The sequence below is a fragment of the Lentzea sp. NPDC036949 genome (genome assembly GCF_055608075.1).
The window spans coordinates 565,090-579,914 of record NZ_JBVJRA010000003.1 but is presented as its reverse complement, the minus strand read 5'-3'; the positions used below and the strand labels follow the sequence as shown (position 1 = coordinate 579,914).

Genomic DNA, 14,825 nt, shown 5'->3' with positions numbered 1-14,825 from the left:
CCACGATCAGGTGAGCCGGCCGCCCATCTTCTTGAACACCTCAGCCGCCGGACGTGCTTCTTCGCCGTCGACCTGGACCTCCAGCAGGATGATCCCCTCGGTGCCCGTCACGACCGCGACACCGCCGTCCGCCTGCCGCACGACCCGGCCGGGCGTGCCGCAGAAGCCCATCGACGGCGGCGCGGCCCTCTTCACCGCGACCTTGCGGCCGTCGAGCATCGTCCAGGCGTTCACGTACGGGTCGGACTGGCCGCGGACCAGGTCGTAGATCTCCCTGGTGCTCCTCGTCCAGTCGATCCTGGTGTCGTCCTCGGTGATCCGGTGCCAGAACGTGCGCTTCGACGCGTCCTGCGCGGTGCCCCGGTCGCCCGCGGCCAGCTTCTGCAGCGCCTCCAGCGTCGCCGGCACGTACTGCGCGGTCACCTGCTCGTAGACCTCAGTGGCCGTGTCGTGGTCGCCGATCGGCACGACCCGCTGCACCACGACGGGCCCCGTGTCGAGCTCGGGTTCCATCAGGTGCACCGTCACGCCGGTCTCGCTCTCGTGCTCCCGCACCGCCCAGTTGACGGCACCGAACCCGGAGAACTTCGGCAGCAGCGCGTCGTGCACGTTCAACGCGCCCAGCCGCGAGGTGGTCAGCAGCTCGCCGGGCAGCCGGGTGCGCCAGTTCGTGGACACGATCACGTCCGCGCTTAGCTCCCGCAGCTGTGCCGGGAGCTCGGGCTCGCGCCCGTTCGACGAGATCACGGACCGCAGCCCGTGCTGCTCGACCAGGTCGGCCACGTGGGGCTCACCGAGCCCGGTGAACTCGGTGCGGTGGGTCAGCACCAGCACGACGTCGTGGTGTTCGACGAGCGCGCTGAGCACCACCGCGCCGAGTTCGCCGTAGCCGAAGAAGACGATCCTCATGAAACTCCCTCAGGCGCTGGGTCGGCCGCCGCGGCGACCGACGCGAAGCGCAGCGCGTTCATCCGGATGAAGCCCTCCGGGTGGTGCCGCTCGTAGGCGGCCGCGCCCACGCCCGCCTCGAACGACACGCGCTTGCGGCTGTGCCGGGAGAACGGCGAGGTGCGCCGCAGCACGCTCACGTTCCCCTTGTACAGCGCCACCTCGACGTCGCCGGACATGTTCTGCTGGCTGTGGTCGATCGCCGCCTGCAGCATCTCCCGCTCGGGGGCGAACCACAGACCGCGGTAGACGAGCCTGGCGTAGCGCGGCATCAGCTCCTCCTTGAGCAGCGCCACCTCGCCGTCGAGCGTCAACGCCTCCAGCGCGCGCCGCGCGGTCAGCAGGACCGTACCGCCGGGGGTCTCGTACACGCCACGCGTCTTGATGCCGATGATCCGGTTCTCGACCATGTCGACCCGGCCGACCGCGTGCTTCGTCGCGAGCTCGTTGAGCTTGCCGAACGTGTCGGTCGCGCTCAGCGGAACGCCGTCGACCGCGACCGGGTCGCCGCCCTCGAACGTGATCGTGACGCGCTCCGGCTCGTCCGGTGCCTCCGCGAGGTCGCGCACCCGGAAGAACACGCCGTGCGGGGGCAGTGCGCCGGGGTCTTCCAGCACCTCGCCCTCGTAGGTGGTGTTCATCAGGTTCTGGTCGACCGAGTACGGCCGCTCGGCCGCACCGGTGCTGTCGATCTGGATGCCGTGGTCGGCGGCGTACTTGAGCAGCTGCGAGCGGGTGTTGAGGTCCCACTCCCGCCACGGTGAGATGATCTTGATGTCCGGGTTGAGCGTCTGGTACGCGAGCTCGAACCGCACCTGGTCGTTGCCCTTGCCGGTCGCGCCGTGCGCCACGGCGTCCGCGCCGACGGTCTTCGCGATCTCGATCTGCTTGGCCGCGATCAACGGCCGCCCGATCGCCGAGCCGAGCAGGTAACCGTCCTCGTAGACGGCGTTGGCCCGCAGCATCGGGAAGACGTAGTCCCGTGCGAACTCCTCGCGCAGGTCCTCGACGAACACCTCCGCCGCACCGATGGCGTACGCCTTGTCCCTCGCCCTGTCCAGCTCCTCACCTTGTCCGAGGTCCGCGATGAACGCGACCACCTCGCACTCGTAGGTCTCCTTCAACCACGCCAGGATGACCGAGGTGTCCAAACCGCCGGAATAGGCAAGAACCACTTTGTTGACCACGACGCTCCTCATACTTTATTTCAGACGCGGAAAAGGTCTTCCATGGTTTCGTGCGAGATTTCCTTGCTCAGATCCCGCTCGGCCGCGTAAGCCATGTTGATGATCGTGCGCGTGGCGCCTTCCTCGACCGGGTGCACGCGGTGCAACGTGGTGTCGGTGCGCAGCAGGTAGATGTCGCCGGGCCGCAGCTCGTACGAATAGATGGGGTTGTTCACCAGCTGCTTGAAGACCTGCGGGTTCTTCTTGTCCCAGGACGTACCGGGCACCGTCTGCACGAACCCGCCGAACTCGACGTCCGGGCAGTCCACCACGTAGATGACCCCGAAGCTGTAGTCGTCCCAGTGCCACCCGTGCGTGTCCCCAGGGCGCTCGAGGTGGGTGATGACGTAGTGCTCCGGCTCGTACGGGCACTCCAGAACCTGCTCACCTGCGACGTTGCTCAGCGCCCTGATGAAGGCGGGGCTGCTGTAGAGGTCGACGGTCGCACCCGCGTGGGCCCGGATGTCGGCCGCCGTGACGTTGCGCATGTACCGCGGGCTGTTGCTGGTCTCCGCGAGGTGCAGGTCCCTGCGGATCGACTGCTCGGCGAGCAGGTCGTTCACCTCTGCGGCCACCATGGCTTTCACGTCGGCCGGCAACAGGTAGGACACGAGCGCGAAGCCCGTTTCGTAGAACGACTTGCGCGAAGCCCACAGCTGCTCGTTGTCCACCTCGCGGTGAACGTGCTCCTCGATGGACGAATCCAGTGAAGTGACGATGGACAATTCCGTCTCCCCGGTCGGTCGTTTGCAGCCGAAAAAATCCCCCACTGAAATCGGCCCCTAATGTGACGCCCCGACAGCCTGCTGGTTTTGTTCAGCCGGTGTCAACGGCGGTTAACCGGGGTGGTTCGATGCCGGAATGGGCGGGATCAACGTCCGTTATGGCTGCAGCGCGGGCGGCGGTGCCGTTCCGGGCGGCGGGACCTCGGCGCCCTCGGCCACGACACGCGGTGGTTCCCGCGTCACCTCGTGGGCCGTGCACCCTCCGACCGCTGCGAGCGCGACCAACCCGGCGGCGGCGAACGGCGCAACGCCGATCCGCCTGCGGGGCCGGTCCTCTTCGCGCACCGGGGCTACCCACGTCGGCGGCGGTTCAACCACATCGGGTTCGAGTTGTCCGGCCTCGTGCGGCCCCGGCACGAACAGGACGCCGGTGCGCCAGGGCCACCCTGCCCGGTGGCTGACCGGCCGGCGGGCGCGGGTGGTGGCATCACGGCCGATGACCGCGGTCTACGCGCGCGGTGCCGATGTCAAGGCCGACTCGGTACGCCATGAGCGGGCCGGACGTGCGCGGACACACCATTGGAGCGTTCCCACCGACTGGCGTGGGAGCGGGGCCACAGCCGAACTCTTCCCCTCAACTCGTTGACGAGCAACAAATTGAGGGGAAGAGTTCAGGTTCTACGGCAAGTTTTCCAGTGCGGCGGAACGGATCGGTCGCGCTAGTGCGCCGCGTCGTCCCACGAACGGCCGACGCCCACCGAGACCTCCAGCGGCACCTGGAGCTGGTAAGCGTTGCCCATCTGGTCGCGGACCAGGGCCTCGACCGCCTCGCGCTCGCCGTCGGCGATCTCCAGCACCAGTTCGTCGTGGACCTGGAGCAGCATGCGGGAACGCAGGCCGGAGGACTCCAGGGCGCGGAAGACACCGAGCATCGCGACCTTGATGATGTCCGCGGCGCTGCCCTGGATCGGGGCGTTCAGCGCCATGCGCTCGGCCATCTCGCGGCGCTGGCGGTTGTCCGAGTTGAGGTCGGGCAGGTAGCGGCGGCGGCCCAGCACGGTCTCGGTGTAGCCGTCCTTGCGGGCCTTCTCCACGATCTCGTTGAGGTAGTCGCGCACGCCGCCGAAGCGGGAGAAGTACGCCTCCATCTGCTCGCGGGCCTCTTCGGTGGGAATGCGCAGCTGCTGCGACAGGCCGAAGACGGACAGGCCGTAGGCGAGGCCGTACGACATGGCCTTGATGCGGCGGCGCATCTCGCCGGTCACCTCGGAGGTGGGGATCGAGAACGCCTGCGAGGCAACGTAGGTGTGCAGGTCCTCGCCGGAGTTGAAGGCCGCGATCAGGCCCTCGTCGCCGGACAGCGTCGCCATGATCCGCATCTCGATCTGGCTGTAGTCGGCGGTCATCAGCTCGGCATAGCCCTCGCCGACGACGAACGCCTGCCGGATGCGGCGGCCCTCGTCGGTGCGGATCGGGATGTTCTGCAGGTTCGGGTCCGTCGAGGACAGCCGGCCGGTCGCCGCGATCGTCTGGTGGAACGTCGTGTGGATGCGGCCGTCGTCGGCCACCGACTTCAGCAGGCCGTCCACAGTGGACTTGAGTCGGGTGACGTCGCGGTGCGACAGCAGGTGCTGCAGGAACGGGTGCTCGGTCTGCTCGAACAGGTTCTGCAGCGCGTCGGCGTCCGTGGTGTAGCCGGTCTTGGTCTTCTTCGTCTTCGGCATGTTCAGCTCGTCGAAGAGGACCGCCTGCAGCTGCTTGGGGCTGCCGAGGTTGATCTCCTTGCCGATCACCGAGTACGCGTCCTGCGCCGCCTGCTTCACGCCGGCCGCGAAGTGCGCCTCCAGCTCGGACAGGTGGTCGACGTCGATCGCGATGCCGACGGCCTCGACCTCGTCCAGCACGTTCATCAGCGGCAGCTCGAGGTTCGCCAGCAGGTCGGCGCCGCCGATCGTCACCAGCTCGGCGTCGAGGCGGTCGGCGAGCTCGGCCACGGCGCGGGCGCGCAGGATCGCGCCGGTGGCGACCTTGGCGGCCTCCTCCGACTCGTCCGACAGCAGCGACAGCTGGCCGTCACCGGACTCCTCGGCCCGCAGCTCGCGCTTGAGGTAGCGCAGCGCCAGGTCGTCGAGGGCGAACGAGCGCTGGCCGGGACGCACCAGGTACGCCGCGAGCGCCGTGTCCGAGGTCAGGCCGCGCAGCTTCCAGCCGCGGGCGCGGACCCGGCGCAGTGGCAGCTTCAGGTCGTGGCCCGCCTTGGTGACGCCCTCGTCCGCCAGCCACGCGGCGAGCGCCTGCTCGTCGGCCTCGTCGAGGCCTTCGACGGCGACGTAGCCGCCCTCACCGGAGGCGGTGCACAGGGCGACGCCCTCGACGTCCTGGCCCGAGATCCGCAGCGCCACGCCGACGCGGGCGCCACGGGCGTGCTCGTCGAGCCATGTGGCCAGCGTGCCGGCCGGGATCGCGCCGCCGGAGACCTCGAAGCCCTCCTCGGCCTCGGGCTCCGCGGTCGACAGGGTCTGGAACAGCCGGTCGCGCAGGACGCGGAACTCCAGCTCGTCGAACAGCCGGTGCACCGCGTCGCGGTCCCACTGCCTCACCGCCAGACCGTCGATCTGGTACGGCAGTTCCAGGTCGCGCACCAGCTCGGTGAGCTGGCGGTTCATGATGATGTTGCTCAGGTTGCCGCGCAGCGCCTCGCCGACCTTGCCCGGCACCTCGTCCACGCGGTCGACCAGCCCGTCGAGCCCGCCGAACTGGTTGAGCAGCTTGATGATCGTCTTGGGGCCCACTCCGGGCGTGTTCGGCAGGTTGTCCGACGAGTCGCCGCGCACCGCCGCGTAGTCGGCGTACTGCTCGGGCTTCACGCCGTGCTTCTCCTCGACGTAGGCCGGGGTGAACCGGCCCATCTCGGACACGCCCTTGACCGGGTACAGCACCGTCACCTTGTCGTTGACGAGCTGGAACGCGTCCCGGTCGCCGGTGACGATCTCCACCTCGAAGCCCTGCTCCACCGCCTGCGTGGTCAGCGTGGCGATGACGTCGTCGGCCTCGAAGCCCTCCTTCTCCATCTTGCAGATCTGGAGCGCGTCGAGGACCTCGCCGATCAGCGAGACCTGGCTGCGGAACTCGTCCGGCGTCTTGGAGCGACCGGCCTTGTACTCGGGGTACTGCTCGGAGCGGAACGTCTTGCGGGAGACGTCGAACGCCACCGCCACGTGCGTGGGCTGCTCGTCGCGCAGGATGTTGATGAGCATGGACGTGAACCCGTACACGGCGTTCGTGACCTGCCCGGTGGCCGTCCGGAAGTTCTCGGCGGGCAGGGCGTAGAACGCTCGATAGGCCATCGAGTGACCGTCGATGAGCAGGAGCCGCTTCACGTCTGAGGGAGTCACGAGCCCGAGTCTAGGGTGGTGGTCTGACAGTTTCGCTTGAGCCCTGGAGCGCACGTGATCGGCGACCTGCCCACCGAGTACGCAGACGAGCAGTTGCACACCCGCATGGGCATAGAAATCACCCGATGGGATGTCCAGGAGATGGTCGGCACCATGCCGGTCAAGGGCAACCGCCAGCCGTTCGGGCTGTTGCACGGCGGCGCGAACGCGGTGCTCGCCGAGCTGCTGGGCTCGGTCGCGGCCACCATGCACGCGGCGTCGTTCGGCTCCATCGCCCTCGGGCTGGAGCTGTCCTGCACGCACCACCGCGCGGCGCGCGAGGGGATCGTGACGGGCGTGTGCCGCCCGCTCCACCTGGGACGGTCCACGGCGACGTTCGAGATCGCCATCTCCGACGAGGAGGGCAAGCGGACCTGCACCGCGCGCCTCACGTGCATCATCCGCCCCAAGGCACCGGGGGCCTGAGCACCGGGGCAGGTCCCACCCGGTGTCCACAGTGGATGCGGCGCTGGCCGGGAGCCACCTGCGCTTTCGACTCGTCACGCCCGAACGTGGACCACGGCCGGGCTGAACAGCGAAACGGGGCGGAGGAAGGTTCCTCCGCCCCGTTCGCCGTGCTACCGGCTCAGTGCGACTCGCCCAGGTACGCGTCGCGCACCCGCTGGTCGGCCAGCAGCTGGTGCCCGGGACCGTTCAGCGTGGTCCGGCCGAGGTCGATCACGTAGCCGTGGTGCGACAACGCGAGGGCGGCCAGTGCGTTCTGCTCCACCAGGAGGATGGTGGTGCCGAGCGACTGCAGCTCCTTGATGGTGTCGAAGATGCGCTGGGTCATGATCGGCGAGAGGCCCATGGAGGGCTCGTCGAGCATGAGCAGGCGCGGCTTGGACATCATCGCGCGGCCGATGGCGAGCATCTGCTGCTCACCGCCGGAGAAGAGGCCGGCCTTGTTGTGCCGGCGCTCGCCCAGGACGGGGAACAGCTCGTAGACCCGGTCCATGTCGGCCTGCACGCCGTCGTCCTTGCGGACGTAGGCGCCGAGCTGGAGGTTCTCCTCCACGGTCATCCGCGGGAAGAGCCGCCTGCCCTCCGGTGAGTGCGAGATGCCCATGCCGAGGATGGCGTGGGCCGGCTCGCTGTGGATCGGCTTGCCCTGGAACAGGATCTCGCCGGACACCGGGCGCAGCAGACCCGAGATGGTGCGCAGGGTCGTGGTCTTGCCCGCACCGTTCGAGCCGATCAGCGACACGATCTGACCGGCCTCGACGGTGAACGAGATGTCGCGGACGGCCTCGATCGCGCCGTAGGCGACCGAGAGGTTGCGGACTTCGAGCAGCGGGCTCATGCCTGCTCCCCCTTCGCGGCCTCGATGTCGTGCTCGACTTCCTCCGGCGGCTTGCCGAGGTAGGCCTCGATGACCCGCGGGTCAGCGCGCACGACCTCGGGGCTGCCCTCGACGAGCAGCTCGCCCTGCACGAGCACGGAGACCGAGTCGCACAGCCCGAAGATGAACTTGATGTCGTGCTCGATGACGACCACGGACACACCCGTCTCGCGGATGCGGAAGATCAGCTGCTGCGTCGCTTCCGTCTCCTGCGGGTTCATGCCCGCGGTGGGCTCGTCGAGCAGCAGCACCGACGGGTCGGTGGCCAACGCGCGCGCGATCTCAAGACGGCGCTGGTCGCCGTACGGGAGGTTGCGCGCGAGCTCGTCGTCCGGTCCGCGCAGGCCGACGAACTCGAGCAGCTCGCGGGAGCGCTCGCGGGCCGCCTTCTCGCCGCGGTGGTAGGCCGGGCCGTGGAACAGCGACGCCAGCGGACCCTGCTTCATCCGCACGTGCCTGCCCACCATGACGTTCTCCAGCACGGTCATGCTGGGGAACAGCCGGATGTTCTGGAACGTGCGGGCGAGACCCGCGTCGGTCACCTTGGCCGGGTCGCCGGGCAGGACGTTGCCCTTGAGCAGCACCTGGCCGGTGGTCGGCGTGTACAGACCCGTGAGGCAGTTGAAGAACGTGGTCTTCCCCGCGCCGTTCGGGCCGATCAGGCCGACGATCTTGCCTTCGTCGAGCGACAACGTCACGTTCTTCAGCGCCTTGAGGCCACCGAAGACCATCGAGACGTCACGCGCCTCCAACACCGGCGTCACGCCTTCGCCTCCTTCGGCAGCTCGTCGACGTGGGTGCCGTCGACGTTCTCATCGGCCAGCTCCGCGCGCCGGTGCGCGTCGGGGATCAGGCCCTGCGGGCGGAACCGCATGATGAGCACCAGCGCGAGGCCGAAGATCATCAGGCGGTAGTCCTCGAAGTCGCGCAGCTTCTCGGGCAGCACGAACAGCAGCGCGGCACCGAGCACGGCGCCGGGGATCGAGCCCATGCCGCCGAGGATGACCGCCGCGAGCAGCGTGATCGACTCGAGGAACTTGAACGACTCGTAGGACACGGTGCCGTTCTTGTGCGCGAACACCGCACCCGCGAGACCGGCCAGCATGGCGCCGATGAGGAACGCGAGGATCTTCATCTTGCCGGTGCGGATGCCCATCGCGCGGGCCGCGTCCTCGTCCTCGCGGATCGCGATCCAGGCACGGCCGATGCGGCTGAACTTGAGGTTCGCGAACACCGTCATCGTCGCCGCGACCAGCAGCACGATGAGCACGTAGTAGAGGACACCGGCCGGCAGCTTCACCGAGCCGAGGGTCAGCTGCTTGTTGAACTCAGTGCCGAACAGCGACAGCTGCGGGACGCCCGGGATGGCGTTGGAGCCGTTGGTCATGCCGCCGATGTTGTTCTGCGCGGAGCGGGTGAAGATCTCACCGAACGCCAGCGTCACGATCGCCAGGTAGTCACCGCGCACGCGCAGCGTCGGCGAACCGACGATGGCGCCGAAGATGCCGGCCACGACCGCCGCGATGACCGCGGCCACCGGGAACGGCAGGTCGATGCCGAAGTTCGCGGCGGCGGCACCGGAGAAGTTCGCCGCGACGAGCGCGCCGATGCCCATGAACGCCACGTACCCGAGGTCGAGCAGACCGGCGAGGCCGACGACGATGTTCAGGCCGATCGCGGTGGCGGCGTAGATGCCGATGTTCGCCGCGACCGTCATCCAGTACTCGTTGCCGGCGTCGGTGAACGGCAGCAGCAGCGCGCACGCCAGGAGCACGATCACGCTGAACACGCGGTGTTCCTCGGACAGGTGCGAGATCCACTTGGTGTAGCCGATGCCGTTGAGCGCCGCCAGCAGTCCGCCGGCGAAGCCGAGGAACGACAGGAAGATGGCGCCCGCGTACGGGTTGCCGGCACCGACACCGCCGGTGGTCAGCATCGCGGAGACGGCGTAGAGCACCGCGCCGAACGACACCAGCAGCACCAGGTACGCCACCGGCGTGCTGAGCTTGATCCGCCAGTTGCCGGGCGGCTCGATGCCGATGCCGTAGCCGGCGAGGATCACCAGCACACCGGCGACGACGCCGGCGATGCTGCCGAACGCCACTACGTCCTTGTACGCGGTGATGGCACCGAACCCGCCGCCCTTGACGACGAGGTAGATGCCGTTGATGGCGGCCACCGACAGGACGCCCCAGCCCAGAGCGCGCACGACGCGGCCCTTGGACGGGGTCGGCGCGAAGGCGGCGACGAGCACGAGCACACCGAGCACCAGCATGTGCCAGCGGAAGCCGGTGAGCGCGAACGGCGCGTCGAAGAACGACAGCGTCGACTTGTCCGGCCAGTTCCCGTCGTTGAGCGGGAACGTGACCCACGGCAGCATGGCCGCGACGATCGACAGCACGCCGCCGACGGCCGCGAACGGCTTGCCCAGTGGCGCGAGAGCGGAGCGCTTCTCAGCAGCGGTCGTGGTCATGCGCGCACCCTTTCCGGCTCGCCGAACAGACCCTGCGGGCGGAAGACGAGCACGAGGATCAGCACGACGAAGATCCAGACGTAGTCGTACTGGGTACCGCCCGGCATGTACTGGCCGGCCAGGGTCTTGATCAGACCGATGATGAACGCGCCGATGACCGCACCGCGGATGCTGCCGACGCCGCCCAGCACGGCCGCCGTGAAGGCGAAGATGCCGTTCTGGAAGCCCATGTCGATGTTGATGTTGTTCAGGTATCCGCCGAACATGACGCCGGCGACACCGGCGAGCACGGCACCGAACACGAACGTCAGCACGATCACGCGGTCGGGGTTGATGCCCATCAGCTTCGCGGTGTCGGGGTCCTGCGCGGTGGCCCGCATCGCACGGCCCATCCGCGACCGGTTGATGTAGGTCTGCAGCAGGATCGACAGACCGACCGACAGCACCACGAGCAGCACGCCGGTCCACGGCACGCTGATGGGGCCGAGGGCGAGGCTTCCCGTCGGGAAGACCTTCGGGTAGGGCAGGTTGGACGTGGCGTCGGGGTACCAGACGCGCACGGCCTCCTGGAGGAACACCGAGACGCCGAGCGCCGTGATGAGCGGCGCGAGCCGGGGCGCGTTGCGCAGCGGCCGGTAGGCGAAGCGTTCCATGACCACGGCCACGACGACCGCGACGAGGATGCCGCCCAGGAACATCAGCGGCAGAGCCACGGCAGGCGACTTCTTGAGGTCGTCAGGAAGAAGCGTGAACGTGGCGAGTCCTCCGTACGAGGACACCATGAAGACTTCACCGTGGGCGAAGTTGATCAGCTGGATGATGCCGTACACCATCGTGTACCCGAGGGCGATCAGGGCGATCAAAGCGCCCTGCACGACCCCGTTCGCCAGCTGTTGGAGCAGGACTGACACGACTACCTCCGTAGACGGCGGGGGCGAGCAAACTTCGCCCGCCCCCGCCGCAGCTTCATTTAACGATCAGCAGTCGGTCAGCCCGTGTACTCGCCGGTCTGCACGTCATCCCACTTGGTGCCGGTGACCTGGTAGACGGTCAGGACCTTGTTGGTGCTGTCGCCGTACTGGTCGAACTTGACCTCACCGGTGGCGCCGGAACCGCTGTAGGCACCGACGTTGGTCAGCATGGCGTCGCGCTTGGCGTCGCCCCACTCGCCGCCCTCGACGGTCTTGGCCAGACCACCGATGATCGCGTTCGCGGCGTCGTAGGAGAACGCACCGTAGGCGGCGAAGTCCTCCTTGCCGAACTTCTCCTTGTACGCGGTCACGAAGGCCTTGGCGGTCTCCAGCGACTCGGTCGGCGCACCGACGGAGGTGGCGAGGTCGCCCTCCTTGCCGCCGAGGTCGATGAACTTCTGGTCGTAGATGCCGTCGCCGCCCATGAGCGGGACGTTCAGGCCGTTGTCCTTCATCTGCTTGGACAGCGGACCGGCGGCCGGGTACTCACCGCCGTAGTAGACGGCCTCGGGCGCGAGGCCCTTGATCTTCGACACGACGCCGGAGAAGTCCGTGTCCTTCTCACCGACGGTCTCGGTGCCGACGATCGTGCCGCCCTTCTTGGCGACCTGCTTCGCGAACTCGTCCGCCAGACCCTTGCCGTAGGTCTTGCCGTCCGTGATGATCGCGATCTTCTTCTTGCCGGCCTTCTCGACCATGTAGTTGGCCGCGAACGGGCCCTGCAGGTCGTCGGTCGCGCAGACGCGGAAGTAGTTGTCGAACTGCCGCTTCGGCGCCGTCAGGAAGTCGTTGCCCCTGGTCAGCGACGGGTTGGTGTTCGCGGGCGACACCTGCGGGATCTTCTTGTCGCGCAGGATCGGCTGCACCGTCTGGGCGACCGACGAGTTCAGCGTGCCGACGACGCCGACGACGTTCGGGTCGGTCGACAGCTTGGTGGCCGCCTGGGCGCCCTTGGCCGGGTTCGCCTCGTCGTCCTGGGCCGACACCTGGAGCTTGTAGCCCTTGACGGTGCACTTCTTGTTGGCCTCGTCCACGGCGAGCTCAGCGGACTGCTTGATGCCGATGCCGAGCGCCGACAGGTTTCCGGACAGCGGAGCGACAACGCCGACGGTCAGCGTGCCCTTCGACGTGTCGCAGCTGCCCCCGGTGCCGCCCGCTTCGGTCTTGTCATTCGTGCCACAGGCCGCGACGACGAGCAGCGTGGCGCCGACGATCGCTGCGGACTTCACAAGGTGCTTACGCACGTGAGTCCCTCCTCTATCCGTGCTCACTGCGATGGCGAGATCTCCGCGCACCGCTCCACGCCCCTCTGCTGAGGGATGGCCGGACCCTAGGCGCTGATTGTGACCCCAGTCATCAACGCCAATGGGCTCGTGACCATAACGCAACTCGGCGTTATGTTTTGTTTAAGGAAAGTCACCGTCAGTAACCTTCGTTCACTCTTTGGACTGCTGCCATAGCCTGGGCGTATGACTCCGCGTCGTCGTTTGGTCGCAGTCATCGCTGCCGCCGGGGTGCTGACCTCGGCGGTCCTGGTGCTGCGCGACCCCGGCCCGGACCCGCAAAACCCCAGCTCGGAACCTGTGCAGCTGACGAGCTACACGGCCGACTATGTCAAGCCACCGCCCCGTTCAGGCTCGATTTCGGCACCGTCCTCCGTCTGGAGCAACGACGGGCGGGTGCAATGGTCTCCCGTGGCGGGCGCCGCGGGCTACGAGGTGTCGGGCAGGCTGGTCGCGTCACCCGAGGTCGCCGGCGGTGGCACACCGGAGGTGCGGGCGGTCGACGCGCACGGCCGGCGGTCGGCGCCGGTCCGCGCCGAGGAACGCGCGGGGGACGACGGGGCGTGGCGGCAGCGGGTGTCCGGGTTCCTGGAGGAGTTCGACGACCCGCGGGTGGAGCGGCACTTCCACCTCAGCGGCCAGCGCGGCTGCGTGAACCCCTCGCTGGGCTCGGGCCGGCTCGTGGTCGACATGCCGTGCGGCGAGGGCACGGCGGTCCTGCGGGCGCGGTCACCGCTGGTGCTCGAAGACGCCGGCGAGCTCGGGCGTGTCGCGGTGGTGACGTCGGCGGCGGGTCCCCGCGGCAAGCTCGTGGTGGACCTCGTGCCGGGCACGCCCGACCTGGCCGGACCCACTCCCCCGGCCGGCGCGATCCGCGTGGTGGTGGACGACTCAGTCGCCGGCACGCGCGGCGCGGGCGTGCTGCACCGGTTCGAGGTGGTGCTGACCCGTGACGGCGTGCGCGTGCTGCAGGACGGCGCGGAGATCTCCCGCTCGGCCGCGGTGCCCGCGTGGCGGCAGGCGACCGTGCTGGTCGGCGTGACCGCGCCGCCGGGACGGCCGGGACGGGTGGAGGTCGACACCGTCGGGATCTCCGGCGGACCGCGGCCGGTCACCGAGGTCGTCGAGACGCCCGTCGTGGCGGGCACGTTGCGCGTGCTGGAGCCGGAGGAGGAGGCGCCGGGCATCGGCGTGGCGCGCACACCGTTGCGGAACGCGCCTTCCGCCCGGCTGCGCGCCACGGTCCGGCTGGGCGACGGCGGTGACGTGAACGGCCTGGTGGCGCAGCTCGGAACGGCGCGAATCCCGTTGCGGCCGCAGACCGAGGGCTGGTCGGCGGCGCAGGACTCCGAGGTCACCGTGGCCGGTGACGTCCCGGCCGAGCTGCTCGGACCCGAGACCGGGGCGCTGTCGCCGTTCGTGCTGCGGATGCCGGGCGCGTCGCAGGCGCAGGTGCTGGAGAGCTACCTGGAGGTGCCGGGCGAGACGCGGGCGCGGCTGCCGAACGCCCCCGGACCCCTGCCACCCGCTGTGCCCGTGATGACCGCTGAGTTCGCCGCTGTGACCCCGAACGAGGCAACGCTCGTGGTCACCCTCGACGGCAGCGCCACACCGTCAGTGGCTCCCGTGGCGGGCTTCGAGGTGTACGTCGATCGGCACCACGCGGCCACGGTCGCCACGCCCGGTGGCGTCGGCGGCCGGCACGAGCTGCTCCTCGCGCTCAAGGGCGGCCACGACGTCGAAGTCCGCCTGCGCCCCGAGGATCCGGGACGGCAGGCGGACTCGGTCTGGCTGGAGCTCAGCCGAAGTTCTCGATGACGGCCTCGGCCACGGCCTTCATCGTGGTGCGGCGGTCCATGGCGGTGCGCTGCACCCACCGGAACGCCTCCGGCTCGCTCAGACCCTGCTTGGTCATGAGGATGCCCTTGGCCCGTTCCACGACCTTGCGGGTCTCCAGCCGCTCGGTCAGACCGGCGACCTCCTGCTCCAGTGCCGCGAGCTCGTTGAACCGGCTGATCGCCAGCTCGATCGCGGGCACCAGGTCCCGCTTCGCGAACGGCTTGACCAGGTACGCCATCGCACCCGCGTCACGGGCGCGCTCGACCAGCTCGCGCTGGCTGAACGCGGTGAGGATCACGACCGGCGCGATCCGGTTGCCCGCGATGTGCTGCGCGGCCTCGATCCCGTCGACCTTGGGCATCTTGACGTCCAGGATCACCAGGTCGGGGTCGAGCTCGGTCGCGAGTTTGATCGCCTCTTCACCATCCGCGGCCTCACCGGCCACGTCGTAGCCCTCCTCGCGCAGCATCTCCACGAGGTCGAGGCGGATGAGCGCCTCGTCCTCGGCGACGAGCACGCGCGGGGCCTTGCGCGTGGCTTCGGACTGGGCCTCGGCAGCCTGCTGGGTCACCGGGGTCCTCCTG

Annotated in this window: 12 protein-coding genes; 2 read left to right on the top strand and 10 right to left on the bottom strand. The window is 68.9% G+C overall.

The window, feature by feature from the left end:
* Positions 1-6: 6 nt before the first annotated feature.
* From ACZ7CD_RS12215 to polA, 4 genes are all read right to left on the bottom strand, one after another.
* Positions 7-909 (bottom strand): methionyl-tRNA formyltransferase, encoded by a 903-nt coding sequence (locus ACZ7CD_RS12215; protein WP_470378885.1) that lies wholly within the window; start codon positions 907-909, stop codon positions 7-9.
* Positions 906-2,135: an argininosuccinate synthase gene (locus ACZ7CD_RS12210; RefSeq protein WP_360390061.1), complete on the bottom strand. Its 1,230-nt coding sequence runs from the start codon at positions 2,133-2,135 to the stop codon at positions 906-908. The genes ACZ7CD_RS12215 and ACZ7CD_RS12210 overlap by 4 nt, the downstream gene beginning before the upstream one ends.
* Positions 2,136-2,155: 20 nt before the next feature.
* Positions 2,156-2,899: a HalD/BesD family halogenase gene (locus ACZ7CD_RS12205; protein WP_360390064.1), complete on the bottom strand. Its 744-nt coding sequence runs from the start codon at positions 2,897-2,899 to the stop codon at positions 2,156-2,158.
* A gap of 719 nt (positions 2,900-3,618) precedes the next feature.
* A complete protein-coding gene (gene polA, locus ACZ7CD_RS12200; protein ID WP_470370845.1) occupies positions 3,619-6,246 on the bottom strand; it encodes a DNA polymerase I in 2,628 nt (875 codons plus the stop codon).
* 153 nt (positions 6,247-6,399) lie between these two features.
* Between polA and ACZ7CD_RS12195 the strand changes: the two genes are divergently transcribed.
* A complete protein-coding gene (locus ACZ7CD_RS12195) occupies positions 6,400-6,759 on the top strand; it encodes a hotdog fold thioesterase (RefSeq protein WP_360391443.1) in 360 nt (119 codons plus the stop codon).
* A gap of 160 nt (positions 6,760-6,919) precedes the next feature.
* Here the strand turns inward: ACZ7CD_RS12195 and ACZ7CD_RS12190 are convergent, their stop codons facing one another.
* The 5 genes from ACZ7CD_RS12190 to ACZ7CD_RS12170 form a co-directional block, all read right to left on the bottom strand.
* Positions 6,920-7,636 (bottom strand): ABC transporter ATP-binding protein, encoded by a 717-nt coding sequence (locus ACZ7CD_RS12190; RefSeq protein ID WP_360390069.1) that lies wholly within the window; start codon positions 7,634-7,636, stop codon positions 6,920-6,922.
* Positions 7,633-8,439, bottom strand: a complete 807-nt coding sequence (locus ACZ7CD_RS12185) for an ABC transporter ATP-binding protein (protein WP_360390072.1) — start codon at positions 8,437-8,439, stop codon at positions 7,633-7,635. Before ACZ7CD_RS12185 ends, ACZ7CD_RS12190 begins: the two co-directional genes overlap by 4 nt.
* Positions 8,436-10,148: a branched-chain amino acid ABC transporter permease gene (locus ACZ7CD_RS12180; RefSeq protein WP_360390075.1), complete on the bottom strand. Its 1,713-nt coding sequence runs from the start codon at positions 10,146-10,148 to the stop codon at positions 8,436-8,438. Before ACZ7CD_RS12180 ends, ACZ7CD_RS12185 begins: the two co-directional genes overlap by 4 nt.
* Positions 10,145-11,059: a branched-chain amino acid ABC transporter permease gene (locus ACZ7CD_RS12175; RefSeq protein WP_360390078.1), complete on the bottom strand. Its 915-nt coding sequence runs from the start codon at positions 11,057-11,059 to the stop codon at positions 10,145-10,147. Before ACZ7CD_RS12175 ends, ACZ7CD_RS12180 begins: the two co-directional genes overlap by 4 nt.
* Before the next feature lie 77 nt (positions 11,060-11,136).
* Entirely contained in the window at positions 11,137-12,363 is a 1,227-nt protein-coding gene (locus tag ACZ7CD_RS12170; protein WP_360390081.1) for a branched-chain amino acid ABC transporter substrate-binding protein, read from the bottom strand.
* 450 nt (positions 12,364-12,813) lie between these two features.
* Between ACZ7CD_RS12170 and ACZ7CD_RS12165 the strand changes: the two genes are divergently transcribed.
* On the top strand, positions 12,814-14,220 hold the full coding sequence (locus ACZ7CD_RS12165) for a hypothetical protein (protein WP_470378884.1): 1,407 nt from the start codon (positions 12,814-12,816) through the stop codon (positions 14,218-14,220).
* On the opposite strand, the gene ACZ7CD_RS12160 is transcribed toward ACZ7CD_RS12165, so the two are convergent.
* The gene (locus ACZ7CD_RS12160; protein ID WP_360390086.1) at positions 14,201-14,812 is read right to left on the bottom strand and encodes an ANTAR domain-containing response regulator; all 612 of its coding nucleotides are present in this window, start codon (positions 14,810-14,812) and stop codon (positions 14,201-14,203) included. The genes ACZ7CD_RS12165 and ACZ7CD_RS12160 overlap by 20 nt on opposite strands.
* Positions 14,813-14,825 lie beyond the last annotated feature (13 nt).

Coding starts and splice junctions, on each gene's coding strand:
- ACZ7CD_RS12215 (WP_470378885.1), bottom strand. CDS start 909: ATGAGGATCGTCTTCTTCGGCTACGGCGAACTCGGCGCGGTGGTGCTC.
- polA (WP_470370845.1), bottom strand. CDS start 6,246: ATGGCCTATCGAGCGTTCTACGCCCTGCCCGCCGAGAACTTCCGGACG.
- ACZ7CD_RS12180 (WP_360390075.1), bottom strand. CDS start 10,148: ATGACCACGACCGCTGCTGAGAAGCGCTCCGCTCTCGCGCCACTGGGC.
- ACZ7CD_RS12195 (WP_360391443.1), top strand. CDS start 6,400: ATGGGCATAGAAATCACCCGATGGGATGTCCAGGAGATGGTCGGCACC.
- ACZ7CD_RS12190 (WP_360390069.1), bottom strand. CDS start 7,636: ATGAGCCCGCTGCTCGAAGTCCGCAACCTCTCGGTCGCCTACGGCGCG.